This is a genomic window from Allosediminivita pacifica (genome assembly GCF_003054175.1).
Classification (GTDB): Bacteria; Pseudomonadota; Alphaproteobacteria; order Rhodobacterales; family Rhodobacteraceae; genus Allosediminivita; species Allosediminivita pacifica.
The window spans coordinates 79,459-104,082 of the sequence record NZ_QBKN01000018.1 but is presented as its reverse complement, the minus strand read 5'-3'; the positions used below and the strand labels follow the sequence as shown (position 1 = coordinate 104,082).

The following is a 24,624-nucleotide window of genomic DNA, read 5'->3' as shown; positions in this document are numbered from 1 at the left end:
CGCAACCCGATACGACAAGACCGCAGAGAGCTTCCTGGGCTTCGTCGACATCACGTCGATCCGCCTCTGGCTACGCCATTTGTCAACATGACCTAGTGTCGGAGTTCTTGTTAATGGCGAAAACATTGCATCCAAGGAAAAGTCAAAGAAGTACAGTGACATAGAGGTGCCACCTTACTTCATTAAAACCCACAGTAGCACAGATCAGAAAAAGCGTAACTTGGAGCAAATTTCAAAAGCGCTGAGCTTGCATCTGAATATCTCGATAATCTGACACCAGCGATCTAGTAGCTGGAAACTGAATATCCCCGCCATTCGTGCAACGCGCAGCATCGGTCAAAATGGACTCCAAGCGGCCCGACACGGTTCAAGAACACCCCACAAAAAAACGCCCGCCCCGGACACCGGGACGGGCGCGACACTCGTTAACGCACTATGCGCCTCAGTGCCTGGGCGCGAGCTCCAGCTCCTGCCAGATCTTCGAGAACATCTCCTGGTACTCCGGGCGGTCGCGCACGGCCACGGGATCGGTCACCTCGTCCCCCCACGGCACCTCGTGCACGGTCTTCACCGTGGCCGGGCGGTTGGTCAGCACCACGATCCGGTTGGCCATGGAAATGGCCTCGCCGATGTCGTGGGTGATGAGGATCACGCTCTTGCCTTCCTCGCGAATGATCCGCTTCACGTCGCTCTGCAGCAGGATCCGCGTCTGGAAATCCAGCGCCGAGAACGGCTCGTCCAGCAGGATCACCTCCGGCTCGAACGCCAGCGTCCGCATCAGCGCCACGCGCTGGCGCATCCCCCCCGACAGGCCCGAGGGCTTCGAGTTCTCGAACCCGGCAAGCCCGTAACGCTCGATCAGCTCCTGCGCGATCTTCCGCGCCTCTCCCTTGGGCTTGCCCCGCACCTCGAGACCCAGCGTCACGTTGTCGATGACGCTCCGCCAGGGCAGCAGCAGGTCCTTCTGGAGCATGTAGCCCACGTGGCCGCTGGCCTTCTCGACCTCGATGCCGCCGACGGACACGCGCCCGCCCTGCAACGGGATCAGGCCCGCGATGGCGTTGAAAAGCGTGGTCTTGCCGCAGCCCGAAGGCCCGACCAGCGCCAGCACCTCGCCCCGCCGCAGGTCGAGGGAAATGCTGCGCACCGCCTCGACCGGGGTGTCGCTGTCCTCGTTGTAGACGACGCGCGCCTCATCCGCCTCGAGAACCGTTTCCTGTGTCAGGCTCATGCGCTTTCTCCCGTCAGGAATTCCATGGCGATGGCGTTGAACTCGTCCGGCAGCACCACGCTCGCCGCGTGGGCGCCGTCGGCCATGATCGACAGCTTCGCGTTGGGGATCGCCGCGGCCAGCTCTTCCGAGAAATAGGCCGGCGTCAGGTGATCGTTGGCCACCCCCATGACCAGCACGTCATGGGTGATCTCGCCCAGGTGCGCCGTCATGTCGAAGGCCAGCAGCGCGTCGATCCGGCTCGCCATGATCCCGGCATCGTGATCGCCGCTGTAGAACCCGTCCTCGCCGCGCTCCAGCGCGTCGATGTTGTCGCGCACCCACCAGCTGGGATGCAGGAACAGCGGCGTGGCCTTCAGGTAGGCCTCCACCCCGGCGGTCTCGAGCAGCGTCTTGCGCACCTCGAAACATCGGCGGAAGAAGCCGTCGGCCCTGGTCCACCCCGAGGCGAGGACGATCTTGCCCAGCCGCTCGGGGTGCCTGACCGCGATCACCTGCGCGACCGAGGCGCCGGTGGAATGGCCCATGAAATCGGCCTGCTCGATCCCCAGCGCATCCATCAGCGCCAGCGTGTCCTCGGCCATCTGCTCGACCGAGTAGGTGATCTGCGACCGGCTGCTGTTCCCCGTGCCGCGGTGGTCGTGCAGGATCACCCGGAACTTCTCGGAAAACGGTCCGACCTGGGGTTTCCAGTAGGACCCGACCCCGCCAAGCCCGGCCACCATGACCAGAGGCCGGCCACTGCCGCGCTCTTCGTAATAAAGGCTCTCGCCGTCGGGCAGCGTGATCTCCGGCATCGCTCACACCTCCATGTCGAGCAGTTTCTCGATCCGTGCGACCACGGCCTCGAGGATCAGCGCCATGATCATCAGGCTGAAGATGCCCACCCAGACGCTGTTCAGGTCGTAAAGCTGGCCCGAGTAGTAGACCATGTAGCCAAGGCCCGCCTCGGCCGAGATGTATTCGCCCACGACCGCGCCGATCAGGGCAAAGCCCACGTTCAGCCGCAGCGCCGAGACGATCCAGGGCACGCTCCCCGGCATGACGATCTTGCGGAAGGTCTGCCACTGGCTCGCCCCCAGCGACTTCATCAGCCGGATCAGGTCCTGGTCCACCTCCTGCGTGCCCTTGTAGGCCTGCAGGAAGGCGACGATGAAGGTGATGATCGCGGCGATGGCGATCTTGCTCTCCATGCCCAGCCCGAACCAAACGATGATGAGCGGCGCGAGCGCGATCTTCGGCACGCCGTTCAGCGCGATCATGTAGGGATGCAGGATCTTCGCCCAGAGCGGCGACAGCCACAGCAGCAGCCCCGCAAGGCTGCCCAGCGAACAGCCGATGACAAAGCCCAGCACGACCTCCTGTGCCGTCACCCAGAAATGCCAGATCAACGTGCCGTTCGCGATCTGCGTGGCGAAGGACTGCAACACGCCCAGCGGCGTGCCGTAGATGTAGGGGCGCAGTACGCCGGTCCAGAGCCCGACCTGCCACAGCGCGATCAGCGCCAGCAGCACGCCGAACTGGTAGGCGGTGATGCGCCAGCGCCCCGCCGCCTTGCGCGGCTTTCGCTTCGGGGCGGGCGGTGCCGCCGTCTGGGTCTTGGCCTCGCCGATATCCGTCGCCATGGCCATCAGGCGTCCCCGAGGTAGGCCGTCGCCGCGATCTCGACCAGCAGCTCCTCGCGCACCAGCTCCGAGATGATGCAGTAGCGCGCGGGCGGGTTCTCACCGAAATACTCGGCGTAGACCTCGTTGAAGGCGGCGTAATCGGCGCGGTTCTTGATGAAGATCTGGTTATAGCAGACGTCGGCCAGCGTGCCGCCCGCGCCCTCGACCACGCGCTTGATCTCCTCGATCACGTAACGCGTCTGCGCCTTCACGTCGCCCTCGTGAAGGCTCTCGCCGTTCTGGCCCAGCGCGAGGATACCGGCCACGTAAAGCGTGTTGCCGACCTTGCTGCCCGGCACGAAGGGGGCGATGGGCTTGGGCGCGCCCTCGGGGAAAACGGGGGTGAACATCGGGTGTCTCCTTATGTCTCTGCCGCGGGCGCGGGAGCCAGCGTGTCGGCCAGCGCGTCCAGCGTCGCGGTCCAGCCAAAGAATTTCTGCACGTTGAAGATGGTGGCCTCCTGCAGGAAGGCGGGCCCCGCCTGCAGGCAGCAATCGCTCATCAGCACGGGGTGGTATTCGAGCCCGAAGGCATCGCGAATCGTCGTCTCGACGCAGACGTTGGTTGCCACACCGCAGACCAGCAGCGTGCGGATGCCGCGCGACCGCAGGATGGAATCGAGCGCCGTGTTCACGAAGCCCGAATAGCGCGGCTTGGGCAGGATGATGTCGCCGTCGCGGGGCTGCACGGCGTCCACCAGCGCGTAGTCCCAGCCGCCCTTGGCCAGAAGCTGGCCCTGCAGCTCGGGCCGCTCGCGCATGACGCGCAGGGCGTTCGACTTGGCCACGTTGACCGACTCCGGCCCGCCCGCCTCGATGTATCCCGGGTCCCAGCCGTTCTGCAGGCAGATCACCTGCACGCCCGCGCCCCGGCACAGGTCCATGAGCGAGGTCACGTTCTCGATCACCTCGCCGATCCCGCTCAGGTCGAAGCCCGCAAGGTCGAGGTAGCCGCCCTCGCTCGCGTAGGCGTTCTGCATGTCCACGACGATCAGCGCCGTGGACTCCGGGTCGAACCCGACCGCTTCGGGAAGCGCCGGCAAGCTATGCCGGCGGTCCTGACTCGCATCCTTCATGACAGGCCGAACTCCTGCGCCGCCTTCTCGGCAAAGCTGTTGTCGACCATCTGGCTGTAGGGCAGGTCCGCCCGCAGCGTGCCGACGCCGGCCTCGTGGGCGACAAGCGTGTTCCACTCCTGCTCGGAGATCGTCGGGTTGCGCGGCACGATCGGCACATCGCCGAAGAAGCGCGGCCGCGCCGCCTCGATCACCGCCGGATCGACCGTGGGGAACTCCTTGGTCGCCACCTCGACGAAGACCTGCTCGTCCTCATGCAGCAGCTTTTCCGCCGCGGCGATGGCGTTGCAGTAGCCCTGCACCAGCTCGGGCTGTTCCTCGGTCAGCTCCTTGGTCACGAAGGTCGACGAGAAGACGGCGGGGCCAAGCGCCTCACCCAGCGCGAACTTCACCTCGAGGTCGAACTGCGTCGCCCCGATCGAGGCATCCCACTCGAAGACCGTGGCAAGATCCGCGCGCCCGTCGGCCACCGCCTGAAGCTGCGCACCGAAGGGCAGCTGCAGGAAGGTCGCGTCGGTCTCGGGATCAAGGCCCGCCTGCTGCATGGCATAGGCGGGCGTGGTGTAGGTGTTCGAGGGGAACTGCAGCGTGGCGATGGTCTTGCCCTCGAAATCCTCGGGACCGCTGAAGGTCATGCCCGGACGCGTCACCACGAAGACCGAGATCTGGCCCGCGATCTTGGCCACGTTGACCATCTGCGCGCCCTCGGCGGTCGCATTGATCGACATGCCCGTGCCGGTCACGGCGAAATCCGCCGACCCCGACAGCAGCGCGGGCACCGGCTTGGCGATGCCGCCCGCGGTGCTGAGCTTGCTGCCCAGCCCCTGCTCCTCGAAGAAGCCTTTGTTGATGGCGGTGTAGAGCGGCATGTAAAGCCCGAGGTGAATGGCCTCGGAAATGCGGGCGGTCTGCGATTGCGCGAAGGCGACCCGCGGCAGGCCGAAGCTCAGCGCACCGGCGGTGCCACCCATTGCGGCGAGAAAGCTCCGCCGGTCCATCGACGACTGCGTCATGGAGATCTCCTGTTGGTCATTATGTTGTGGTCCGGTCGCGAGGGTGAGGGGATCGTGCCGGATTGAGACAACGCTACCAGAAGGCCGTGCCGGGAAAAGTGCTGCCTCGGCAAGCCTTCGTTGCGCCAAACGCAACACCCTCCGCCTCAGCTCTGGGCCAGTGCCTCGAAATGTTCCTTCAGGACGGCCACCAGCGCCTTGGCCGCAAAGGAAAGTTCGCGATCCCGGTGAAGGCAGACCGTCACCCGCGCGTCGCGAAAGGCCTCGCCCTCCACCTGCAAGGCGCGTAACCGCCCCGCCGCCACGTCGTCGGTCACCATGAAACCTGGCATGAAGGCGACCGCGTCGCCGTTCATCGCCACCCGCTTAGCCAGCTCCAGCGAATTGGTGTTCACGTTAATCGCAGGTCGCAGCGATTCCCGCGCCAGCGCCGTGTCCACCATCCGCCGCATCCCGAAGGAGGTCTCGGGCAGCGCCAGCGGATAGCCCAGCAGGTCCCCCACCGTGATCAGCCCGTCCCGCGCGACCTCTTCCAGCGCGTGCCCCGGCCGCACGAGGCAGTGCAGCGGCTCCGAATGCTCGGCCACGGTCACGATGTCCGACCGCTGCGGCCCGTTGAAGGTGATGCCGATGTCGGCCACGTCATCCACCAGCGCCGCAACGATGGCGTCGGTGGAATCGAAATGCAGGTCGAAGCCGATCTGCGGGTGCTTCTCGTGAAAGGCGTTGATGACCCGCGGCATGAACTCCGCCACCAGCCCCTCGGCCCCGTAAAGGGTCACCCGCCCCCGATGCAGCCCGCGTAGATCGTCGATGCTGTCGCGCACCCGGTCGAGGTCACGGAACATCCGCTGCGTCTGCCGCGCCAGCAGCGTGCCCGCCGAGGTCAGCCGCACGCCCTTGCGGCTGCGCTCGAACAGTGGCGCGCCGAACTCGTGCTCCAGCGCCGATACCGCCCGGCTGACCGAGGACGGCGTGACATGCAGCACTTCACTTGCCCGCCGGATCGACCCGGTGCGCGCGGTCTCGTGGAAGTACTTGAGCGCGGTGAATTCCATGCCGGTTCCGATCCCTTCCCGACCACCATCCGCCTTGGGGCCGGGAACGCAAGTCCGGGCGCCCGATCCGCTACCCCCTCAGCGTCGCGCCGCCGTCGACGTAGAGATCCGCCATGGTCACATGCCCGGCCTCATCCGAGAGCAGGAACATCGCCGACCGGGCGATGTCTTCCGGTGTCGCCAGCTTGCCCAGCGGGATGCCCGTCTTGTAGGCGCCCGCGTCCCCCGCGATCACCCGCGACGCGCCCTGGTCGTCCGCCCACATGCCCGTCTGCATCGGTGTCAGCGTCGATCCCGGTGCCAGCACGTTGCACCGCACACCGTGGGGCGCGAGTTCCAGCCCCAGGCAGCGCGTCATCATCGTCGCTGCCGCCTTGGACGCCGGGTAGCCGCCCATGCCCGCGCGCGGGATGCCCCCCGCGTTGGAGCTGATCACCACGATCGCCCCGGCCCCGTGCCCCCGCATAGCGCGCCCCATGGCCTGCGCCACAAAGAACGACCCGCCCGCGTTGATCTCCATCACCCGCTGCCAGTCCTCGGCCGGACACTCCAGAAGTGGCGCGGTCGACAGCACCGCCGCCGCATGCACGCCCAGCGCCAGCGGGCCGAAGGCCGCCTCCGCCTCGGCCACGCGCGCGGTCACTGCCGCCGGATCACGCACGTCCAGCACCCGCCACAGCAACCCGTCGTCCTCTTCCGGTGCAAGCCCCTCGACCGCCGCGCGGGTGTCCGTGGCCATGACCCGCGCCCCGGCCTCGCGCAGCAACTTGACCATGACCTGCCCGATACCGCCCGCCGCGCCGGTGACAAGCGCGCAGCGCCCCTCGAACCCGGTCAGCCTCATGCCGCACCCTCGGCGCCCAGCACCTCGAGCACCTGCGCCGTCATCAGCGGGACGCCGCAGGTCGCCGCGATCCAGTCCATCGCCATGTCGTGCCGCGCGCGGCTGAAATCGGCCTGCGCGTCGGCGACGGCAAAGGGCTCCACGTCGCGCTGAAAGGCCTCCGTCGCAGTGCAAAGACAACCGATATGCGCGTAGATCCCCGTCACCAGCAGCTGATCGCGCCCCCGCGCCCGCAGCAGGTGGTCGAGGTTCGACCGCTGGAAGGCACTGTAGCGGTGCTTGTGCAGCACGATGTCGCCAGGCTGCGGCGCCAGCGGCGCGAGGATCGCCTCGTGTTCGGGCCGCGCATCCATCCCCGGCCCCCAGAGATCGGCCTGAAGCCCGCGGTCAGGGCGGAACTGGTCGCCCTTCTGCGCGGTGTAGAAGACCGGCACACCTGCCGCCCGCGCCGCGTCCGCGAGCCGCGCCATGTTGGCGACGGCGGGTGCCAGCGGCGCCTCCTCGCCAGAATAGGCCGCGCAGAAGTATTCCTGCATGTCGTGGATCAGCAGCGCCAGCCGCTCGCGCTCGGGCGTGAAGGAGGCGCGCGGCGCAGGCAGGTCCTGCGCCTCCGGCAGGTCGTAGGGAGCAATGCGTGGCAGGGCCATGGTCGGGTCAGTCCTCCAGTTCGAAAAGGGCATCAGCGGGCAGGTCCAGCGCCCGCAGCATGGCGCCGAACTTGGCGCCGGTCTCGGCGGCTTCCTGTTCCGGGACCGAGCCTGGCACGATCCCCGCCCCGGCGAAAAGCCGCGCCGCGTGGCCGCGCAGCTCGGCGCAGCGGATCGACACGTACCACGCCCCGTCGCCGCGCGCGTCGCACCATCCCGTCGCACCGGCGTAGAAGCCGCGCTCAAAACCCTCCAGCTCGCGGATCAGCGCCGCGGCGGCATCACGCGGCGCGCCGCAGACGGCGGGCGTCGGATGCAGCGCCGCGGCCAGCAGCGGCACAGGCGTCTCGGGATCGCGCAGCCGGCCTGCCACCCGGGTCCCGAGGTGCCACATGCTGCCGGTCGAGGTCACCTGCGTGCCTTCGGGCGTGCCGAGCCTGTCGCAAAGCGGCGACAGCGTGTCGAGGATCGCCTCGACCACCAGCGCATGCTCGCGCCGGTCCTTGGCCGATCCCGCCAGCGCCTCGGCCGCCGCCCGGTCGCGCGCCGGATCCTCGCTGCGCGCAGCCGATCCCGCCAACGGGTGCGAGGACACCTCCACGCCCTCCTTCGCGACCAGCAGCTCGGGGCTCGCTCCGACAAGCTGCCGACCCGTTTCGCCGCCCTCCGGCAGTGCAACCAGGAAGGCCATCACCGCCGGGTCGCCCGCCAGCCGCGCGAGCAGCGCGTTGGCTGAAATCGGTGTCGCCGAATGCACCTGCAGGCTTCGAGCCAGCACCACCTTGGAAAGCCGCCCGTCCGCTTCCAGCCGTTCCAACGCCCGGGCCACCGCTCCAGCATAGGTCGCGGCAGACGGCTGCGGCTCCAACCGTGCCGAGGTGGCCGGCGCACCGAAGGCCACCGGCCAAGACGAATCCATCCGCCCGGCCCGCCACAGGCAGTCCTCTGCGCCGCGATCAAAAGGCAGCGCACCACCGATCAGCCCGTCCGCGGCAAGCCCAGAAAGGGCGGACGACAACCGCGCGTCGAGCGTATCTACTCCACCGCGCGCCAGCGGATCGACCGGCCCCGCCGCCACGCGGGTGCCGGTGCCGTTGCGAAAAGCGAAAGCCGGCAGGGTGCCGGCGGACTGAGAGAGGGATGGAAAGGGGGTTTGCGTCATCGGACGCCTCCGTTCAGCCGGTTCGAGGTTCGGTCATGTTCGGGGGCTGTCCGCGCCTTGAGCGGCGGGTCTTGCTACCGCGGGCGGTATAGGCGCCGCCCCGCGGAATACACAAGCAAAAAGGTCGGAATTAAGCACAGAAACGCCGGCCCGTGTCACGGGGCCGGCGAAACGTCTTGGCGAAATCCGACCGCAAGCGCGGCCGGGGGCGCAGGATCAGGCGAGCCCGAGCGCGAAAGTCTCCACCTCGAAGACAAGGTCCTGGAAGTCGCTGTCGCCGGTACCCACGAGATCCTCGAAACCCACGGTGATCGAGGTCCCGCCCGGGTTCACCCCCGACAGCGCGTGCTGCGCCTCGTCGACGTTCAGGCTCGCGTCGTAGCTGTGGAACACCGTCTGCCCGGCGTCCTCGCCGTTCACGGTCAGCAGGATGTCGCTGCCGCTCTCCACCGTCGCATCGGGGCCGCCAAGACCGTCGACGAAGGCAAAGCTGTCGCCCTCGGCAAGCGCCTCGGCCCAGTCCGCACCGTCCTGCACCAGGAAGAAGCCAAGCTCGTGCCCCTCCTCGACACCCGTGATGTCGGCGGTCGCGCTCCCCGCCTCCTTCACCGAGTCGAGCAGGATACGCACATCGACGATATTGCCGTCCTCGTCGATCTCGTAGACCCCCAGCGCGTTGTCGAACTTCGCCCCGGCCAGGCCCTGGTTCAGCGACACGCGGAAGCCCGTCATCCCGTCGCCGGTCAGGAAGGCCTGGTTGTTGACCCCGTTGATCTCGCCGGCATCGACCTGGGCCCCCTCGCCGAGATCGGGCAGGAAGGTCTCGAAGCTTACGAGGGTCTCGCCGCCCAGCGCCACGGCCATGAAATCACCGCCCGAGAAATCACCCTCGAGCGTGATCGCCCCATCCGCCGTGCCGTCATCGTCGCTGTCGATCTCCAACTGCCCGGTCTCGGCGTCAAAGCTGAAGGCCTCGCGGCTCAGCGCGCTGCCGCTCACGATGATGCGGTCCTCTGTGGTGAAATCCGTGACCGTGTCGCCCAGCAGCGCGTCGAGCGTGCCGCGCAGCGTGTCGCTCCCGGCGCCAAGCGTAAAGCTCTGCGCCCCGGCCGATGCGACGAACACATCGTCCTCCTCCGGCGCACCGTTCAGCAGGAAGTCGACCACCACCGCGTCATGGTCCGACGACCGGAAGGCGTTCGGCTCGTAGAGCGGATTGCCGTCCGGCTCCTCCTCGTAACTCTGCTCGCTGGGATCCTGCACGTCATCGTTGTAATCGAACTGCGGGATCTCGTCGGCATTCGTGTTCCAGATCCCGGCACTGACCAGCTCGTTCATCAGTTTCTGCGAGCCGAAGATGTAGTCGAGCGTGCCGATCTGGCCGTCGAAGAGATAGCTGTAGGCGTCGGGATCGAGCGCATCCACGAGGTTGACGTAGTCGTCTTCCGTGCCCAGCACGCCATCCGCCCCGGCAAGGATCTCGTCGATCGGGTCCTCCTTCTCGTAGGAGTTCATGTCGCCCAGGATCACCACACGCTCGGACCCGGCGCCGGTCGGGTCGGTCGCGAGCCAGGCCGCCAGCGCCTCGGCGGCCAGCTTGCGGGTCTCGTTGTTGTTGCCCGCGCCGTCGCCCTGATCCTCGTCCTCGGTCGCACCGGTGAGCGAGCCCTTGGATTTCAGGTGGTTGACCGAAACGACAAAGGTTTCCCCGGTGCGATTGTCGGTGAAGGCCTGCGTGACCGCCGGGCGGTTGCGCTCGCCCCCTGTGTTCAGCGGGTCGGTGAACGCGGCATCGTCGAGCACCGCGAAATCGCCCGTGGGCGTCACCGCGTCCGCGTCGTAGATGATCGCCTGGCGGATCGCGTCGCCGCCCACAAGCCCCGTCTCGATCAGGTCGTAGTTCTTGCCCGTCTCGAGGTTCAGCGCATCGACAAGCGCCTGCGTGGCCGCGTTGTCGCCATCGTTCTCGATCTCGATCAGCCCGTAGACATCGGCGTCGATCTCGGCCAGCGCGGCGACGATCTTGTCGGTCTGGCGCTCAAGCTCGAGGGTGCTGTCGGCCCCGCGAGGCTCGGCGCCGGTGTCGGTGGTGTTGGCGCCGTCGTCGATAGTGGTGAAGTAGTTCAGCACGTTGAACGACGCGACGCGCAGCTGGTTCGGCTCGGCGTCGGCAAAGTCCTCCGGCCGAGTGTTGACCGGCGTGAACTCGACCGGCTCCGCCTCGGTCGGATCCAGCACCCATTCGCCGAAGGTGTAGTTGAAGACCCCCGTGAGGTCGACCACCACGTCGCCGCCGCGGAAGAAGTCCTCGCCCTGCGTGCCGATCGACAGCCCGTCGGGCATCGGATAGGGGATCACGCCGTCGGGAAGCGAGGCATTCTGCGAGGAATTGCCGTCGTCGAGGATGATCCGACGCGCGGCAAGCTCCTCCATGTAGGCTTCATAGCCCGTGGCATCCGGCTCGTTGAACTGGCTGAACTGCTCGGGCCGTCCATCGGCGTAAAGCGTGATCTGCCCGTAGCGGAACAGCTCGTAGTATTCCGAGACGGTCAGCTCCTCGGCGAAGCTCACGATCATGCCCTCGTAGGCCTCGAAGGTCAGCGGATCGTCGTTCGAGCCGTAGTTGGAGCGGACCAGCTCCGTCTCGCTGACGAGGTCGAGATTGCCGGAGCTTTCCACAGTCACGTCATCGGCATCCGCCGAGATCTGCGTGAAATCGAAGTACTCGCTGACCGAGCCGGTCACCGTGACAAGATCTCCCTCCGACACCGAGGCGCCTTCCCCGAGGTAGACGAAGATCCCTTCCGAGGTCGCCGCGTCGCCGTCGCCGTCGGCGTCCTCTTCCTGCATGTAGAACCCGTCGCGCCCCGGCACGACCGAGGTCACGACGCCCTGGACCCTGACGGTCTCGCCCACCAGCGGCGACTCGTCGCCAGCCCCCTGGATCGCGCTGATGAGTGTGGTTTCGAGATCGTCGTTCGCGATCGTTCCGGTCGCCTCACCGTCCGTCACAACCGCCCCGCCCGAGGCATTGGACAGCGTCACGGTGAAGGTCTCGTCGTCTTCCACGCTCGCATCGCCAGTCAGCGTCACGGTGACGGTCTTCTCGGTCTCGCCATCGGCGAAGGTCAGCGTGCCCGAGGCAGCGACGTAGTCGCCGTCAGCCATCGTGGCCGTCCCGTCGGCGGTGGCGTAGTCGACAGTGACCTCGCCGCTGGTCTGGCCCGACCGCGTGACAGTGAAGGTCAGCGTGCCCGCGTCCTCGTCGGCGCTCGCATCTGCAATCGAAAGCTCCGGCACGACCGGCGCCACGTAGGCCGCACCGGGGGTCGCTTCCGCCTCGGTCCATGTGGTCGACAGGTTCTCGGAAGTCTCGTCCGTGCCACCCACGCCATTGCCGCCCGTCGCGGTCTGGCTGCCCTCGGACAGGTCGACCCTCTGCCAGGAATTGCCGTCCGCATGGGCGCCCGTGGCGATCACCTCCTGATCCTCGATTGCCGTCTCGTCCTGGTAGGTCGAGGCCGTGGCGTCCGCATCCGGCCCGTCGATGCTCGCGCCGGTCTTGTCGACGGCCTCGTCCTTGTCGCCCCAGACCACGTAGTCATGATCGGTGACGAGGTCCGACGCGCCGTCCCACTCGAAGAGCGCGACCATTTCGCCGCTGTTGGTCAGCCCGCCCTGATCGCTGATCGACCCCGGCGCGCCTTCGCGCATGTCGGCCACGCCGTCCGCCGTGGCCCCGTCCTCGAACAGCTCGTAGGTCGGGTCGATACCGTATTCGGTGAAGAACGCCTCCGACCCGGCCAACGCGATGGTCTGATATTCACCGGCATCGATCGTCGCCCCGACGGGGAACTGCGCCAGGAAATCGCCGAACGCGCCGCCGCCCGCGTTCGAACCCGTGGGCAGGTTGTAGTAATAGGTGCCACCATTGCTGAAGGTCGCGTCGCTAAGGTACAGATCCTCGAGGTCGATGGCCGCGCCGGTCGGGTTGTGGATCTCGATGAACTCGCCGCCCGTGGGCGTGACCACGACCTCGGTCAGCAGCACCTTGCCCGGGATCGCCTCGGGCTCGGAGGTGACCGAGATGTCATCGACGCTGACCCACTCGTCCGATCCGGCCGCATTCGTCGTCATGATCCGCACCTGCACCTGCGCCGCGCCGTTCACCGCCTCGGGCAGGTCGACGGTCAAGGTGGTGCCCGCACTCGTCGCGCCGCCACTCGTCACGTCGGCAATGTAGCTGTCCTCCAGCGTCGTGAAATCGCCCGTCTCGCCCACCCGGTACTGCGCCACGACGGGCTGCGCCGCGTCATCCGCGCTGCCGTCGATATCTGCCGTCGTGAAGGACAGCGTCAGGTTCTGCCGCCCGGTGGCGTCGAGATGCAGCACGAGATGCGGCGCATCCGCCGTCCCCGACCCCTGCAGCGCCACCGTGGGGTTGGCCAGCCCGTCGAACTCGGCGATGCCCCCGGCATTCAACGTGTCGGGGTTGCTCTGATCTGCAATCACCTCAACCGGCGTGCCGCTCCCGTCCGCCACGACGGTTCGCGGGTCGTCGCCCGTGCCCGAGGTCAAGTCGTCGCCTCGGTAGCCCACGATCGAGGGCACGCCCGACCAGTCGTCGTCGGAGGTGATCAGCGAGGGATCGCTCCAGTCCTGATTGAAGTCACCGGACGCCAGCGAAAAATAGGCAGTCGTCATCGCAAGATCTCCTCCTGACCCCCACCGGACCTTCCGCGTGCAGGGGCAAAAAACCACTGGCCGGCCGGCCAAATAAGCTGATCAGAAATTCCGTCTCAGCCGACCCGGTCTCCGGGTCAGGATCTGGATAAACCCGATTCCTAACGAGAGCTTAACGAAAAGGAACCTTCTGTCACCTTTCCTGACCCCACCCCTGACGCAACGACAGCGGGTGGTAAGGGCCCCGAGCACACGCCGTGCCCAAGCCTTGGTCATCCGGAGGGAGAAGGAAAAGTGGCGCACCCGAAAGGATTCGAACCTTTGGCCTCTGCCTTCGGAGGGCAGCGCTCTATCCAGCTGAGCTACGGGTGCGTGTGACGGGGCTTTTAGCGAAAGCGCCAGCCGGGTGCAATCGCAGATCGCGCCCACCCGCCGCGATTTCGTTCCCCGCCGGGCACCGCCCCGGCACCGGCGGTCAAGTCAGGAATACCCAATTCGGAAACTCTCATAATACAAATCGTATCCAAGATATGCATGGTATCCTCCTGCCCGGACCACGGCTTTTCCCGCGCAGGTCCGCCATTGCACACAGCCATTTTTGACGAAGGACTTTCACCATGACCAAGATGCCCCACGGCATGTCCCGCTACGACACCCTCCTGAAGGAAGCCCTGCACAACTGCGACATGGCCGCCGCCCCGGCGCTGCCGCAGGTCTTCGGCTATCTGCTCGGGCGCAACCCGATCACCGGCAACCTCGATCATGCCGAGATCGTCGAGGCCTTCATCGCCCTCGTCGACGGGATGCAGACCTCTGCCCTCACCCCCGGCCCCGCCGAGGCCGGGCAGACCTTCTTCGGCCAGTTCATCGACCACGACATCACCCTCGACGCGACCAGCCAGCTCGGCACCCACACCGACCCGGCCACCATCCGCAACGTGCGCACGCCGAACCTAGATCTCGATTGCGTCTACGGCGACGGCCCCGAGGCTAGCCCACACCTCTACGCCCAGTCCCCCGACCAGGAGGGCTTCCTGCTCTTCGGGCGCGAGGGCAGCCCCAACGACCTGCCGCGCAACGACAAGGGCCGCGCGCTCATCGGCGATCCGCGCAACGACGAGAACATCCTCGTCAGCCAGATCCAGGGCGCCTTCATCAAGCTGCACAACATCCTCATGTCCAAGGTCGTGGACGACGCCGCCCTGCGGGACGCGGTCTTCCACTGCGCCGAGGACGGCGTGCGTTCCGAGGTCTGGCACCGGATGCTCCCCGAGGGGCTGGAGCGGTTCGAGAAGGTGCGCCGCTTCATCCGCCTGCACTACCAGTGGCTGGTGCTGCACGACTTCCTGCCCGCCTTCGTCGACCAGGCCTGCATCGACCTCGCGCTCAGGACCGATCCCTTCGGCGCCGATGCACCGATCATGCCGGCGGAATTCTCGGTCGCGGCCTACCGTTTCGGCCATGCCACGGTGCAACCGACCTACGACATCAATGGCCACAAGAAGGCGGCGCAGCTCTTCGCCCTGCACGGCTTCGGGCCGCGCGGGCCGGAATGGGACATGGACATGAGCCTCTTCTTCGGAACCCACGCGCAAAAGGCGCTGCCGGTCGGCCCCAAGATGGCCAAGACGCTCTTTGCCCTGCCCGACAACGTGGCCCACGGCGATGCCGACTGGAACGGCGTCACGATCGACGAGGTGCACGCCAAGAAGCTGGGGCTGCGCAACATCCTGCGCGACCGCACGACGATCCAGCTGCCTTCGGGCCAGCAGGTCTCTCGCCACCTCGGGCTGCCGGAACTGCCCGCGCCCACGGTGCTGGCCGACCGGCACATCACCAAGACGCCGCTGTGGTTCTACTGCCTGCAGGAAGCGGCCGAGCGCGGCGAAGGTCGGCTCACCGGCGTCGGCGGCACCATCGTCGCCTCCGTCTTTGCCCGGCTGCTCAAGCTCGACCGCGAAAGCGTCCTGCACCTGCACGGCTTCCGGCCATGGGGCGGTTTCGGGCCAAGGTTCTCCTGCGCGGCGATGATGGAATACGTGGACGACAACGCCCACGCCATACACGACGCGAAGGAGCTCTATTGCGGGCCGGCCACCACGCGGGAGGCCGAACCCGCCGAGTAAACCCGTCGGCTCAGGACTTCTTGCCCAGGGTCAGCATGGTCATCTCGGGAATCATCGTGCGGGTTTCGACACCCTCGAAGCCCGCCGCTTTCAGATCCTCCTCGAGCGTGGCCGAATCGAGCGACCGTGCCTCGGGGGTGAAGGCCGTGTGCTGAAGCTGCCAGAGCGCGGCAAGCTTGGGCCCGGTCCGGTCGGCGTTCACCACGAAGTCGTGCACCAGCAGCGTGCCGCCGGGCGCGAGATGATCGTAAGCGCGCTTCATGAGGTTCGCGTGCGTTTCCCCGGGGATGCCGGACAGCAGGTAGGACATCAGGATCAGGTCCTGGTCCTTGGGCCAGTCGGCCTCCAGCGCGTTGCCCTCGTGGTAGCTGATGCGATCCGACAGGCCCGCCTCGTCCACGTATTCCCGACCCAGCGCCGCCACGTTGGGGAACTCCACGATGGTGGCCTTCATCTCGGGCGCCGCCTTGGCCAGCGTGATGGCAAAGGCCCCCGTGCCGCCGCCCACATCGAGCATGGTGCTCACGCCGGACAGGTCCAGCGACTTGGCCAGCTGCCGCGCGGGGCCAAGCGAACCCGCGTGCTGGCTTTCGGAGTAGAGCCGCGCCTTGTCGGCATCGGCGAACCATTCCGCGTAGGACCCGATGGCATCATCGGGCAGGTTGCCGGTCAGCGCGTCCTCGATCTGGTCCAGCAGCGGGTACATCTGCTTGCCCACCTGCAGGCGCAGGTAATCGCCGAAATCGTACTTGGCCCCCTTCACGAGGAAGGCCTCGGAGGCGGGCGCATTGCCGAAACGGCCGGCTTCGACCGTGACAAGGCCCATGCCCGCCAGCGCCGTCAGCAATGTCTCGGCCCGGTCGGTGTCCAGATCGGTCTTCGCGGCCAGTTCGGCCGCGGTCAGCGCGCCTTCAGACAGGTGGGTGAAGACCCCCTGCTCCAGAGCGGCAAACAGCGCCTTGGAGCCCATGAAGGCGAACGCGATGTCCGAAATCTGGTCGGCCGTTGTAAGCGGAGCCATGCAAAACCCTTTCCCGTTGTTGGTCGCCCCGAGGGATAACGGCCCCCGGCAGGCTTGACCAGTTACGACGCCCGAATGTCGCATTCGGACCGGGAAAGCGCCTAGGGATCAGGCGAAAAGCTCGTGTGCGAGCTCCAGTGCCTCGACCAGCGCGTCGACTTCGCCCTCGGTGTTGTACATCCCGAAGGACGCCCGGCAGGTCGCGCTGACGCCCAGATGATCCATCAGCGGCCCCGCGCAGTGATGCCCCGCGCGCACCGCGACCCCCTTCTTGTCGAGGATGGTCGAGATGTCGTGCGCATGCGCCGCGCCCTCCAGCGTGAACGAGAAGATCGCGCCCTTGTCCGGGGTCGTGCCCTGCACGTTCAGCCAGTTCAGACCGTCGAGCCGCGAGCGCGCGTAGTCCCGCAGCCCCGCCTCGTGCGCGGCGATGTTCTCCATCCCCACGCCCATCATGTACTCGAGCGCCACGCCCAACCCGATCTGCTGCACGATACCAGGCGTGCCCGCCTCGAACTTCATCGGCGGCTCGGCCCAGGTGATCTCGTCCTTGTGGACCTCGCGGATCATGTCGCCGCCGCCCATGAAGGGCCTCATCTCGGCCTGCCGTTCCCCGGCGATGTAGATCGCGCCCGAGGCCGAGGGCCCGTAAAGCTTGTGGCCGGTGATGGCGTAGAAATCGCAGCCGATGTCGGCCACATCCACCGGCATGTGCACGGCCGCCTGGCTGCCGTCGACCAGCACCGGCACGCCGCGCGCCTTGGCGCCCGCGCAGATCGCCTTCACGTCCACAACGGTGCCCAGCACGTTGGACATATGCGTGACCGCCACCAGCTTGGTCTTCGGCCCGATCGCGTCGATCACCGCCTGCGGGTCGAGCGCGCCGTCGGCGTCCACGTCCACCCACTTGATGACCACGCCCATGCGCTCGCGCAGGAAATGCCAGGGCACGATGTTGGCGTGATGCTCCATCACGCTCAGGACGATCTCGTCGCCCGCCTCCATGTGCGGCATCGCCCAGCCGTAGGCCACGAGGTTGATGCCCTCGGTGGTGCCGGTGGTATAGACGATCTCGTCCTCGTGCTTGGCGCCAAGGAACCGCTGCGCGATCCCGCGCGTCGCCTCGTATTTCTCGGTCGAGAGGTTCGACAGGTAATGCAGCCCGCGGTGCACGTTGGCGTAATCCTCGGCATAGCCGCGCGTGACCGCGTCGATCACCACCTGCGGCTTCTGAGCGCTCGCCCCGTTGTCGAGGTAGACCAGCGGCTTGCCGTTCACCTCGCGCGAAAGGATCGGGAAATCGCGGCGGATTTCTTGGACATCATACATTTGCGGTCATCCCTTGGGGGGAAAGCCCCACGAGTGAAAAGATCAGCGTCAGCCCGAGCGCCATGCCCACCACCGACAACACCAGCATCAGTGCGGCGCGGCCCAGCGTCGGGGTCTCCTCGGCAACGTGCAGGAAGTTCACCAGGATCCAGATCCCCAGCGCAGAGGCCGCGATCATCAAGAGCCCGCCCAGCGCCGGCATCAGCGGCACGATGGCCAGCAGCGCGACCTGCACGATCACGCGCAGCGCCTGCAGCCATGTTACCAGCAGCGTCACCTGCATCAGGCTCGCGCGGCCGCCAAGGCCACGGCCCGTCCAGTAAAGCGACAGAATCAGCGCGATCATCGACCCGCCCAGCAGCCCGGCAAAGGCCACCGGCGAGGACAGCAGCAGCGCCATGCCATCGGGCGGCGGCCCGCTCATGAGCTGCCCGAGCGAGAACACCAGCGTGTTCAGCACCAGAACCAGCGCAAGGCACAGCCCCACCGCCTCGCGCGACAGCGGCAGCGCCAGCAGCAGCCGCGCCACCTCGCGTGGCGCGGTGACGCTCTGCGCCGCGAGGCTCGTGAATCCCTGCAGGGTGATCATGCCGGTCTCTCCTCAGCCGCGGCGCGCAGTGCCGATACCCAGAACCACAGGAATGCCGCGAACCACAAGACCCCGACGATGTCGCGCGCCGCACCCGGGCCGACGAAGCCGCCGGTCAGCCCGTGCAGCAACGCCAGTGGCGTCGAAGCAAGCAACGCCCAGAACAGCGCCAGCCGCGCCGGATAAGCTCCGACCGGACGCCCAAGCGCGCGCATGACAAGCTGCCCCACGAAGGCCAGCCCGTAGAGGATCAGCGGCAGGATGAAGACGACCCCCAGCAGGGTGCCGCCCAGTTCCATCTGCAGGTCGGTGCCCTGCAGATGCGACTCGCGCGCCAGCACCGGCCAGCGCGCGACGAACATCAGCACGCAGCCCCCCATGAGGTAGGCCAGCGCGCGGTCCTCCCGCGCGCCGTCCCCAAGGCGCCGCCGCATGACGGCGCCCGGCCCCCGGTAGGTGGCCACGATGTCGCTGCTGACGGACATCAGTCGCGGCGGCGGGCCAGCCAGGCCTCGACACGCGCGTTGATCTCCTCCTGCAGCGCCTCGTCCTCGACCTCCAGCACCGCTTCCGCGATGAAGGCGATCGTCATCAGGTCCTCGGCCATGCCGCGCGGTACGCCACGCGCGCGAAGGTAGAACAGGCTGTCCTCGTCGATCGCGCCGCTGGTGGACCCGTGCGAACAGGCCACGTCGTCGGCATAGATCTCGAGCTCCGGCTTGGCGAGGAACTGGCTGTCGTCGTCCAGAAGCAGCGACTGCGAGATCTGGTAGCCGTCGGTCTGCTGCGCGTCAGGCTTCACGAGGATCTTGCCCTGGAACACGCCCACGGCACCGTTGCGCAGCACCTTCTTGAAGACCTGCCGGCTTTCGCAGTTCACCGCATCATGGGTGATGAACACCGTGTCGTCGTGGTGGAAATCACCGTCGCCAAGGCAGGCGCCCGCCACGTGGCCCACGGCATCGTCGCCGGTGAACTCGAGCACGCATTCGTTGCGGGTCAGCACGCCGTTCACGGTCAGGGTGAAGGTCTTGAAGACCGATTCCTTGCCCAGCCGCGCGAAGACATGCGTGGCCGCCCGGCGCTCGTGGTCCCGGCCCTGCGCCCGCACGTGGTGCAGCTTGCCGGTGTCCGCGATCTCGACTTCCATCACGTTGTTGAAGCGCGCCGCCGCCGGACCGTTCTCGAGGATCGTGGCCTCCGCACCCGCGTCGACCTTCACCACGTGGTGCAGCACCGCGTCCGAGGTCTCGGACTCGTGGCGGTAAATCACGCTGATCGGCTTGCTGGGCTTGCCGTGCACGTGGATCAGCAGCCCGTCCGTGGCAAAGGCCGTGTTCAGCGCCGCGAGCGACCGCTCGACCGGGTCCTGACCGCGCGTCTCGAGCACGCCGTAGATGTCCTTGGCCCAGTGGATGTCCTGGCTCTCGGCCAGGCGGTCGATGCTCACACCCTCGAGCGACAGGTCGTCCGAGGCCTCGGCATCGAACACGCCGTCCACGAAGACGATCTTCAGCCGGTCGAAGGCGTCGAAGATCGGCATCTCGTCCTCGTCCAGCACCGTGGCGGGCGTGACCTCCGCCTCGACCAGCTTGGCCGGACGGGTGAACTTCCAGTATTCGTCACGCGCGTGGGGCAGGCCCATGGCGGTCAGGCGCGACAGCGCGTCCTTGCGCGCCGCCTCGCTCCAGCCGCCCTCGGGCAGCGTCAGGCCGGCGATCCGGGCTTCCAGCGCGTCGATCTTGGGCTGGGGCAGCGCCATCAGGCCACCTCCTCTTTCAGGTGTTCGTAACCGTTCTTCTCGACTTCGAGCGCCAGCTCGGGGCCACCGGTCTTGATGATGCGGCCGTTGGACATGATGTGCACGACGTCCGGCTGGATGTGGTCGAGAAGCCGCTGGTAGTGCGTGATGACAAGGAACCCGCGGCCCTCGTCGCGCAGCGCGTTCACGCCGTCGGCGACAAGCCGCATCGCGTCCACGTCGAGGCCCGAGTCGGTCTCGTCGAGGATGCACATCTTGGGCTCGAGCATCGCCATCTGCAGGATCTCGTTGCGCTTCTTCTCACCGCCCGAGAAGCCCACGTTCACGGGGCGCTTGAGCATGTCGGCGTCGATCTTCAGCTCTTTCGCCTTCTCGCGCACCAGCTTGAGGAAGTCGGTCGAGCTCATCTCCTCCTGGCCGCGCGCCTTGCGCTGCGAATTTACCGCCGTGCGCATGAAGGTCATGTTGCCGACGCCGGGGATCTCCACCGGGTACTGGAACGCCAGGAACAGGCCCGCCGCGGCGCGCTCTTCCGGCTCCATGTCGAGGATGTCCTCGCCCGCGAGCGTCGCGGTGCCGTCGGTCACCTCGTAGCCGTCGCGGCCCGACAGCACGTAGGACAGCGTCGACTTGCCCGACCCGTTCGGCCCCATGATCGCATGCACCTTGCCGGCCTCGACCGTCAGGTCCACACCCTTGAGGATCTGCTTGTCCTCTTCCTCGAGCTTCACTTGCAGGTTCTTGATCTCAAGCATCGCGTTTCCTTCCTCGTTCAGTCACGCCCCCTCAGGGGCGCTGCGTCAGGTTGACCACCTGGAGCAGCCGCTCCGGCGGAATGGCGGTGGGCGTGACGCGGAAATGCGCCATGCGCCCGGTGATTTCAGGGTGGCCGAGGTAATCCTCGACCACGTGGTAGTGCTTGCGCCGGGTGTAATCGTCGAAGAACAGATCCACCGGCTTCGCCGTCGAAAAGGCCGTGGCCAGCGCGCAGCCCTGCCGGAACCGCCCGTCAACCAGAACCACGTCCGGCGCCGCGAAATCCTCGCGCTTCCAGACGCCCAGCGGGTAGCGGGCATAGCGCCGCCATTCGCTTTCGTCGGCCGGGTGGCCCCAGTCCTTCGTCGCCCCGACCCGGGCATGCACGATTTCGACCGTGGTGCCCTCGGCGGGGGGATTCTCGCGAAACCAGCCGCGCATCATCCTGGCCCAGTCGCCGCTGCTCTCGACCGACCAGATGCGCTTGCCGGGCATCTCCGCCGCCATCACGGTCGAGCCGCCCGATCCGTATTCCAGGATCGTCTCCGCCCGCGCATAGGCCGCGCGCAGAAGCGCCGCCTCCGTCTCGGGCAGGGTCAGCTCGGGCCGGTCGATGGCGACGGCCTCTGTCATTCGGTGACCACCGCCGTGCCCGAGGCCGAGACCATGAGCATGTTGTTGACCACCTCGTAATCGAGATCGACACCCACCACGGCATTGGCCCCCAGCGCCGCGGCCCGCTCCTCGAGCTCGCGCAGCGCGGTGTCCCGCGCCTCCTGAAGGCTGGCCTCGTAGGCCGAGGACCGTCCGCCGATGATGTCCGTGATCCCCGCGAAGAGATCCCGGAACACGTTCGCGCCGAGGATCGCCTCGCCCACCACGATGCCCTTGTAGGCGGTGATGGCATGGCCCTCGATCGTGGGTGTGGTGGTGACGATCATTCCGCCGCTCGCTTTCCTGTCCCAGGGCGCCATGGCTGCATCCTGCCGTCGGACCGGGTGGCCGGGATTACCCGACCGACCCTTCCAGCGAGATCGCGACAAGCTGCTGCGCTTCCATGGCGAATTCCATCGGCAGTGCCTGAAGCACCTCCCGGCAGAACCCGTTCACGACAAGCGCCACGGCCTCTTCCTCGTCCATGCCGCGCTGGCGGCAGTAGAACAGCTGGTCGTCGTCCACCTTCGAGGTCGTCGCCTCGTGCTCGCAGCGCGACGAGTTGTTCTTGACCTCGATATAGGGAACCGTGTGGGCCCCGCACTTGTCGCCGATCAGAAGGCTGTCGCACTGCGTGTAGTTGCGCGAATTCTTCGCCTTCGGGTGCATCGACACGAGCCCGCGGTAAGTGTTCTGCGCCTGCCCCGCCGAGATGCCCTTGGACACGATCCGGCTCTTGGTGTTCTTGCCAAGGTGGATCATCTTCGTGCCGGTGTCGGCCTGCTGCCAGTTGTTGGTGATCGCGATCGAGTAGAACTCGCCCTGGCTGTCGTCCCCGCGCAGGATGCAGGACGGATACTTCCACGTCACCGACGACCCGGTCTCGACCTGCGTCCACATCACCTTCGACCGGTCGCCGCGGCAGTCCGCGCGCTTGGTCACGAAGTTGTAGATACCGCCCTTGCCGTCCTCGTCACCGGGGAACCAGTTCTGGACGGTAGAATACTTCACCTCGGCGTCTTCCTCCGCGATGATCTCGACGACCGCCGCGTGCAGCTGCGCCTGGTCGCGCTGCGGCGCCGTGCACCCCTCAAGGTAGCTCACGTAGCTGCCCTTGTCGGCGATGATCAGCGTCCGCTCGAACTGGCCTGTGTTCTCGGCATTGATGCGGAAATAGGTCGACAGCTCCATCGGACAGCGCACGCCCGGCGGCACGTAGACGAAGGACCCGTCCGAGAACACGGCCGAGTTCAGCGTCGCGTAGAAGTTGTCCGACTGCGGCACGACCGAGCCGAGGTACTTGCGCACCAGCTCCGGATGCTCGCGGATCGCTTCCGAGATCGAGCAAAAGATCACGCCCGCTTCCTTCAGCTCCTTCTGGAAGGTCGTGCCGACGGAGACGGAATCGAACACCGCGTCCACCGCCACGCGGCGGTCGCTGGTCGCCTCGCCCTGGCCGTCAGCCGGCGCGGACTGCTCGGCGCCCTCGACACCCGCCAGGATCATCTGTTCCTTCAGCGGAATCCCCAGCTTCTCGTAGGTCTCGAGCAGCTTCGGGTCGACCTCGTCCAGCGACTTGGGCTTGGTCTCCATGCTCTTGGGGCGCGCGTAGTAATACTGCTCCTGGAAGTCGATCTGGGGATAGTCGACCATCGCCCAGTTCGGCTCCTTCTTCTCGAGCCAGCGCTCGTAGGCCTTGAGCCGCCACTCGGTCATCCACTCGGGCTCGCCGTTCTTGTCGGAAATCAGGCGCACGATATCGGCGGTCAGCCCCTTGGGGGCGTATTCCATGTCGATATCGGTCTCCCAGCCGTACTTGTACGTGCTGACCGCCTTCACGGCGTCCACGGTTTCCTTCTCGACGCCTTCCTTGACATTGTCCAATGCCGTCATCCGGTCTGCTCCCCTTGAAAGCTCACGCCGCTCGGGCGCGGAATTTGCGGTATTTCGCCAGCCACGCCTCGGCGAAGCGGCGGATGTCCTCTTCGGTCACGCCCGGCCCCAGGCTCACCCTGAGCGCGCCGGAAGCCGTGGCCGTGTCGTATCCCATGGCGCGCAGCACGCGGCTCTCGCGCACCTTCCCGCTGGAACAGGCGCTGCCCGCGCTCACCGCGAAGCCGGCCAGATCCATCTGCATGACCTGCGTCTCGCCCTTCCAGCCGGGCACGGCGAAAGAACTGGTGTTGGGCAGGCGGCGCGTTTCCTTCCCCATGAAGATAATATCCGGCGCGCCCGCCTCAATGGCCTTTTCTAGAAGATTTCTAATCTCGGCCACCCGATCCCAGACCCCGTCAGCCAGATCGCGCGCCGCCGCCTCGGCCGCGGCGCCGAAGCCCGCGATGCCAAGAATGTTCTCCGTACCGCTGCGCCGGCCCATCTCCTGCCCGCCGCCGCGGATCTGCGCCGCCAGGTCCGTGCCGCGCCTCATCACCAGCGCACCGACGCCCTTCGGCCCGCCCAGCTTGTGGGCCGAGACCAGCGCCATCTCGGCGCCCAGCCAGTTGAAGGCCACCGGCAGCTTGCCGAAGGCCTGCGTCGCATCCGTCACCGCCAGCCCCTGCGGCAGCTCCTGCACCACCCCGGTCTCGGAATTGGCCAGCTGCAGCACGCTTGTGCCCGGATCCTCCACCATGACCCGGCCCGCACCGTCCACCGGCAGCACCGGCTCGCACCAGGCCGCGACGGCGTCGTGTTCGATATCGGCGGATTTCAGCCCGCGCCCGGCGCAGGCCAGCGCCGCCGCCTCGGTCGCGCCAGAGGTAAAGACCACGTCCGCCCCGTCGGCGCCAAAGGCCTCGGCCACCTGCGCGCGCGCCTTTTCGACCAGCGCCTTGGCCGCGCGACCCTCGGCATGCACCGAGGACGGGTTCCCCACCAGGTCCATGGCCGCCACCATGGCCTCGCGCGCCTCGGCCCGTAGCGGCGCGGTGGCGTTCCAGTCGAGATAGACCCGCCTCACGGCAGCCTCCTGCCCGCAGGCTTCTTCTTGGCAGAAATATTCCGGGGG

Annotated in this window: 22 protein-coding genes, 1 tRNA gene and 1 pseudogene; 2 read left to right on the top strand and 22 right to left on the bottom strand. The window is 67.0% G+C overall.

Features of this window, described 5'->3' with window-relative positions:
* Positions 1–91, top strand: a pseudogene (locus C8N44_RS14585) (IS5/IS1182 family transposase); the annotation flags it as partial.
* Positions 92–442: 351 nt separating this feature from the next.
* On the opposite strand, the gene C8N44_RS14580 reads toward C8N44_RS14585, so the two are convergent.
* The 12 genes from C8N44_RS14580 to C8N44_RS14525 form a co-directional block, all read right to left on the bottom strand.
* Positions 443–1,231: an ABC transporter ATP-binding protein gene (locus tag C8N44_RS14580; RefSeq protein ID WP_107977503.1), complete on the bottom strand. Its 789-nt coding sequence runs from the start codon at positions 1,229–1,231 to the stop codon at positions 443–445.
* A complete protein-coding gene (rutD, locus tag C8N44_RS14575) occupies positions 1,228–2,028 on the bottom strand; it encodes a pyrimidine utilization protein D (RefSeq protein WP_107977502.1) in 801 nt (266 codons plus the stop codon). Before rutD ends, C8N44_RS14580 begins: the two co-directional genes overlap by 4 nt.
* 3 nt (positions 2,029–2,031) lie before the next feature.
* Complete coding sequence (locus C8N44_RS14570) at positions 2,032–2,862, bottom strand: ABC transporter permease (protein ID WP_244641090.1); 831 nt, start codon at positions 2,860–2,862, stop codon at positions 2,032–2,034.
* On the bottom strand, positions 2,862–3,248 hold the full coding sequence (locus C8N44_RS14565) for a Rid family hydrolase (RefSeq protein ID WP_107977501.1): 387 nt from the start codon (positions 3,246–3,248) through the stop codon (positions 2,862–2,864). Before C8N44_RS14565 ends, C8N44_RS14570 begins: the two co-directional genes overlap by 1 nt.
* Positions 3,249–3,259: 11 nt before the next feature.
* A complete protein-coding gene (locus C8N44_RS14560) occupies positions 3,260–3,973 on the bottom strand; it encodes an isochorismatase family protein (protein WP_107977500.1) in 714 nt (237 codons plus the stop codon).
* Entirely contained in the window at positions 3,970–4,986 is a 1,017-nt protein-coding gene (locus tag C8N44_RS14555; protein WP_107977499.1) for an ABC transporter substrate-binding protein, read from the bottom strand. Before C8N44_RS14555 ends, C8N44_RS14560 begins: the two co-directional genes overlap by 4 nt.
* A 146-nt stretch (positions 4,987–5,132) precedes the next feature.
* Complete coding sequence (locus C8N44_RS14550) at positions 5,133–6,044, bottom strand: LysR family transcriptional regulator (RefSeq protein WP_107977498.1); 912 nt, start codon at positions 6,042–6,044, stop codon at positions 5,133–5,135.
* Positions 6,045–6,114: 70 nt separating this feature from the next.
* Positions 6,115–6,888: an SDR family oxidoreductase gene (locus C8N44_RS14545; RefSeq protein ID WP_107977497.1), complete on the bottom strand. Its 774-nt coding sequence runs from the start codon at positions 6,886–6,888 to the stop codon at positions 6,115–6,117.
* Entirely contained in the window at positions 6,885–7,535 is a 651-nt protein-coding gene (locus C8N44_RS14540; protein WP_107977496.1) for an isochorismatase family protein, read from the bottom strand. Before C8N44_RS14540 ends, C8N44_RS14545 begins: the two co-directional genes overlap by 4 nt.
* A gap of 7 nt (positions 7,536–7,542) precedes the next feature.
* A complete protein-coding gene (locus C8N44_RS14535) occupies positions 7,543–8,697 on the bottom strand; it encodes an isochorismate synthase (RefSeq protein ID WP_107977495.1) in 1,155 nt (384 codons plus the stop codon).
* A gap of 216 nt (positions 8,698–8,913) precedes the next feature.
* Positions 8,914–13,401, bottom strand: coding sequence for an ExeM/NucH family extracellular endonuclease (locus tag C8N44_RS14530; RefSeq protein ID WP_107977494.1), 4,488 nt, complete (start codon positions 13,399–13,401; stop codon positions 8,914–8,916).
* Positions 13,402–13,675: 274 nt separating this feature from the next.
* Positions 13,676–13,752 (bottom strand) — tRNA-Arg (locus tag C8N44_RS14525).
* Positions 13,753–13,997: 245 nt separating this feature from the next.
* On the opposite strand from C8N44_RS14525, the gene C8N44_RS14520 reads away from it, so the two are divergent.
* Complete coding sequence (locus C8N44_RS14520; protein ID WP_107977493.1) at positions 13,998–15,506, top strand: peroxidase family protein; 1,509 nt, start codon at positions 13,998–14,000, stop codon at positions 15,504–15,506.
* Positions 15,507–15,516: 10 nt separating this feature from the next.
* Here the strand turns inward: C8N44_RS14520 and C8N44_RS14515 are convergent, their stop codons facing one another.
* From C8N44_RS14515 to C8N44_RS14470, 10 genes are all read right to left on the bottom strand, one after another.
* The gene (locus C8N44_RS14515) at positions 15,517–16,527 is read right to left on the bottom strand and encodes a methyltransferase (RefSeq protein ID WP_107977492.1); all 1,011 of its coding nucleotides are present in this window, start codon (positions 16,525–16,527) and stop codon (positions 15,517–15,519) included.
* Positions 16,528–16,635: 108 nt separating this feature from the next.
* Positions 16,636–17,856 carry a cysteine desulfurase gene (locus C8N44_RS14510; RefSeq protein ID WP_107977491.1) on the bottom strand — a complete coding sequence of 407 codons (1,221 nt, stop codon included), beginning with the start codon at positions 17,854–17,856 and terminating at the stop codon, positions 16,636–16,638.
* Positions 17,849–18,445 carry a YIP1 family protein gene (locus C8N44_RS14505; RefSeq protein WP_107977490.1) on the bottom strand — a complete coding sequence of 199 codons (597 nt, stop codon included), beginning with the start codon at positions 18,443–18,445 and terminating at the stop codon, positions 17,849–17,851. Before C8N44_RS14505 ends, C8N44_RS14510 begins: the two co-directional genes overlap by 8 nt.
* Positions 18,442–18,930 (bottom strand): YIP1 family protein, encoded by a 489-nt coding sequence (locus C8N44_RS14500; RefSeq protein WP_107977489.1) that lies wholly within the window; start codon positions 18,928–18,930, stop codon positions 18,442–18,444. Before C8N44_RS14500 ends, C8N44_RS14505 begins: the two co-directional genes overlap by 4 nt.
* Positions 18,930–20,207, bottom strand: a complete 1,278-nt coding sequence (locus tag C8N44_RS14495; protein WP_107977488.1) for a SufB/SufD family protein — start codon at positions 20,205–20,207, stop codon at positions 18,930–18,932. Before C8N44_RS14495 ends, C8N44_RS14500 begins: the two co-directional genes overlap by 1 nt.
* The gene (sufC, locus tag C8N44_RS14490; RefSeq protein WP_107977487.1) at positions 20,207–20,962 is read right to left on the bottom strand and encodes a Fe-S cluster assembly ATPase SufC; all 756 of its coding nucleotides are present in this window, start codon (positions 20,960–20,962) and stop codon (positions 20,207–20,209) included. The genes C8N44_RS14495 and sufC overlap by 1 nt, the downstream gene beginning before the upstream one ends.
* A gap of 31 nt (positions 20,963–20,993) precedes the next feature.
* Positions 20,994–21,596 (bottom strand): hypothetical protein, encoded by a 603-nt coding sequence (locus tag C8N44_RS14485; RefSeq protein ID WP_107977486.1) that lies wholly within the window; start codon positions 21,594–21,596, stop codon positions 20,994–20,996.
* On the bottom strand, positions 21,593–21,904 hold the full coding sequence (locus tag C8N44_RS14480) for a heavy metal-binding domain-containing protein (RefSeq protein WP_107977485.1): 312 nt from the start codon (positions 21,902–21,904) through the stop codon (positions 21,593–21,595). Before C8N44_RS14480 ends, C8N44_RS14485 begins: the two co-directional genes overlap by 4 nt.
* A gap of 67 nt (positions 21,905–21,971) precedes the next feature.
* Entirely contained in the window at positions 21,972–23,510 is a 1,539-nt protein-coding gene (gene sufB, locus C8N44_RS14475; RefSeq protein WP_107977484.1) for a Fe-S cluster assembly protein SufB, read from the bottom strand.
* A gap of 22 nt (positions 23,511–23,532) precedes the next feature.
* Positions 23,533–24,576: a cysteine desulfurase family protein gene (locus C8N44_RS14470; protein WP_107977483.1), complete on the bottom strand. Its 1,044-nt coding sequence runs from the start codon at positions 24,574–24,576 to the stop codon at positions 23,533–23,535.
* Between the last annotated feature and the right edge of the window lie 48 nt (positions 24,577–24,624).

What these genes read in the sequence shown, in the direction of transcription:
- C8N44_RS14580 (WP_107977503.1), bottom strand. Translation starts at nt 1,231, where the DNA reads ATGAGCCTGACACAGGAAACGGTTCTCGAGGCGGATGAGGCGCGCGTC.
- rutD (WP_107977502.1), bottom strand. Translation starts at nt 2,028, where the DNA reads ATGCCGGAGATCACGCTGCCCGACGGCGAGAGCCTTTATTACGAAGAG.
- C8N44_RS14570 (WP_244641090.1), bottom strand. Translation starts at nt 2,862, where the DNA reads ATGGCCATGGCGACGGATATCGGCGAGGCCAAGACCCAGACGGCGGCA.
- C8N44_RS14565 (WP_107977501.1), bottom strand. Translation starts at nt 3,248, where the DNA reads ATGTTCACCCCCGTTTTCCCCGAGGGCGCGCCCAAGCCCATCGCCCCC.
- C8N44_RS14560 (WP_107977500.1), bottom strand. Translation starts at nt 3,973, where the DNA reads ATGAAGGATGCGAGTCAGGACCGCCGGCATAGCTTGCCGGCGCTTCCC.
- C8N44_RS14555 (WP_107977499.1), bottom strand. Translation starts at nt 4,986, where the DNA reads ATGACGCAGTCGTCGATGGACCGGCGGAGCTTTCTCGCCGCAATGGGT.
- C8N44_RS14550 (WP_107977498.1), bottom strand. Translation starts at nt 6,044, where the DNA reads ATGGAATTCACCGCGCTCAAGTACTTCCACGAGACCGCGCGCACCGGG.
- C8N44_RS14545 (WP_107977497.1), bottom strand. Translation starts at nt 6,888, where the DNA reads ATGAGGCTGACCGGGTTCGAGGGGCGCTGCGCGCTTGTCACCGGCGCG.
- C8N44_RS14540 (WP_107977496.1), bottom strand. Translation starts at nt 7,535, where the DNA reads ATGGCCCTGCCACGCATTGCTCCCTACGACCTGCCGGAGGCGCAGGAC.
- C8N44_RS14535 (WP_107977495.1), bottom strand. Translation starts at nt 8,697, where the DNA reads ATGACGCAAACCCCCTTTCCATCCCTCTCTCAGTCCGCCGGCACCCTG.
- C8N44_RS14530 (WP_107977494.1), bottom strand. Translation starts at nt 13,401, where the DNA reads ATGACGACTGCCTATTTTTCGCTGGCGTCCGGTGACTTCAATCAGGAC.
- C8N44_RS14520 (WP_107977493.1), top strand. Translation starts at nt 13,998, where the DNA reads ATGACCAAGATGCCCCACGGCATGTCCCGCTACGACACCCTCCTGAAG.
- C8N44_RS14515 (WP_107977492.1), bottom strand. Translation starts at nt 16,527, where the DNA reads ATGGCTCCGCTTACAACGGCCGACCAGATTTCGGACATCGCGTTCGCC.
- C8N44_RS14510 (WP_107977491.1), bottom strand. Translation starts at nt 17,856, where the DNA reads ATGTATGATGTCCAAGAAATCCGCCGCGATTTCCCGATCCTTTCGCGC.
- C8N44_RS14505 (WP_107977490.1), bottom strand. Translation starts at nt 18,445, where the DNA reads ATGATCACCCTGCAGGGATTCACGAGCCTCGCGGCGCAGAGCGTCACC.
- C8N44_RS14500 (WP_107977489.1), bottom strand. Translation starts at nt 18,930, where the DNA reads ATGTCCGTCAGCAGCGACATCGTGGCCACCTACCGGGGGCCGGGCGCC.
- C8N44_RS14495 (WP_107977488.1), bottom strand. Translation starts at nt 20,207, where the DNA reads ATGGCGCTGCCCCAGCCCAAGATCGACGCGCTGGAAGCCCGGATCGCC.
- sufC (WP_107977487.1), bottom strand. Translation starts at nt 20,962, where the DNA reads ATGCTTGAGATCAAGAACCTGCAAGTGAAGCTCGAGGAAGAGGACAAG.
- C8N44_RS14485 (WP_107977486.1), bottom strand. Translation starts at nt 21,596, where the DNA reads ATGACAGAGGCCGTCGCCATCGACCGGCCCGAGCTGACCCTGCCCGAG.
- C8N44_RS14480 (WP_107977485.1), bottom strand. Translation starts at nt 21,904, where the DNA reads ATGATCGTCACCACCACACCCACGATCGAGGGCCATGCCATCACCGCC.
- sufB (WP_107977484.1), bottom strand. Translation starts at nt 23,510, where the DNA reads ATGACGGCATTGGACAATGTCAAGGAAGGCGTCGAGAAGGAAACCGTG.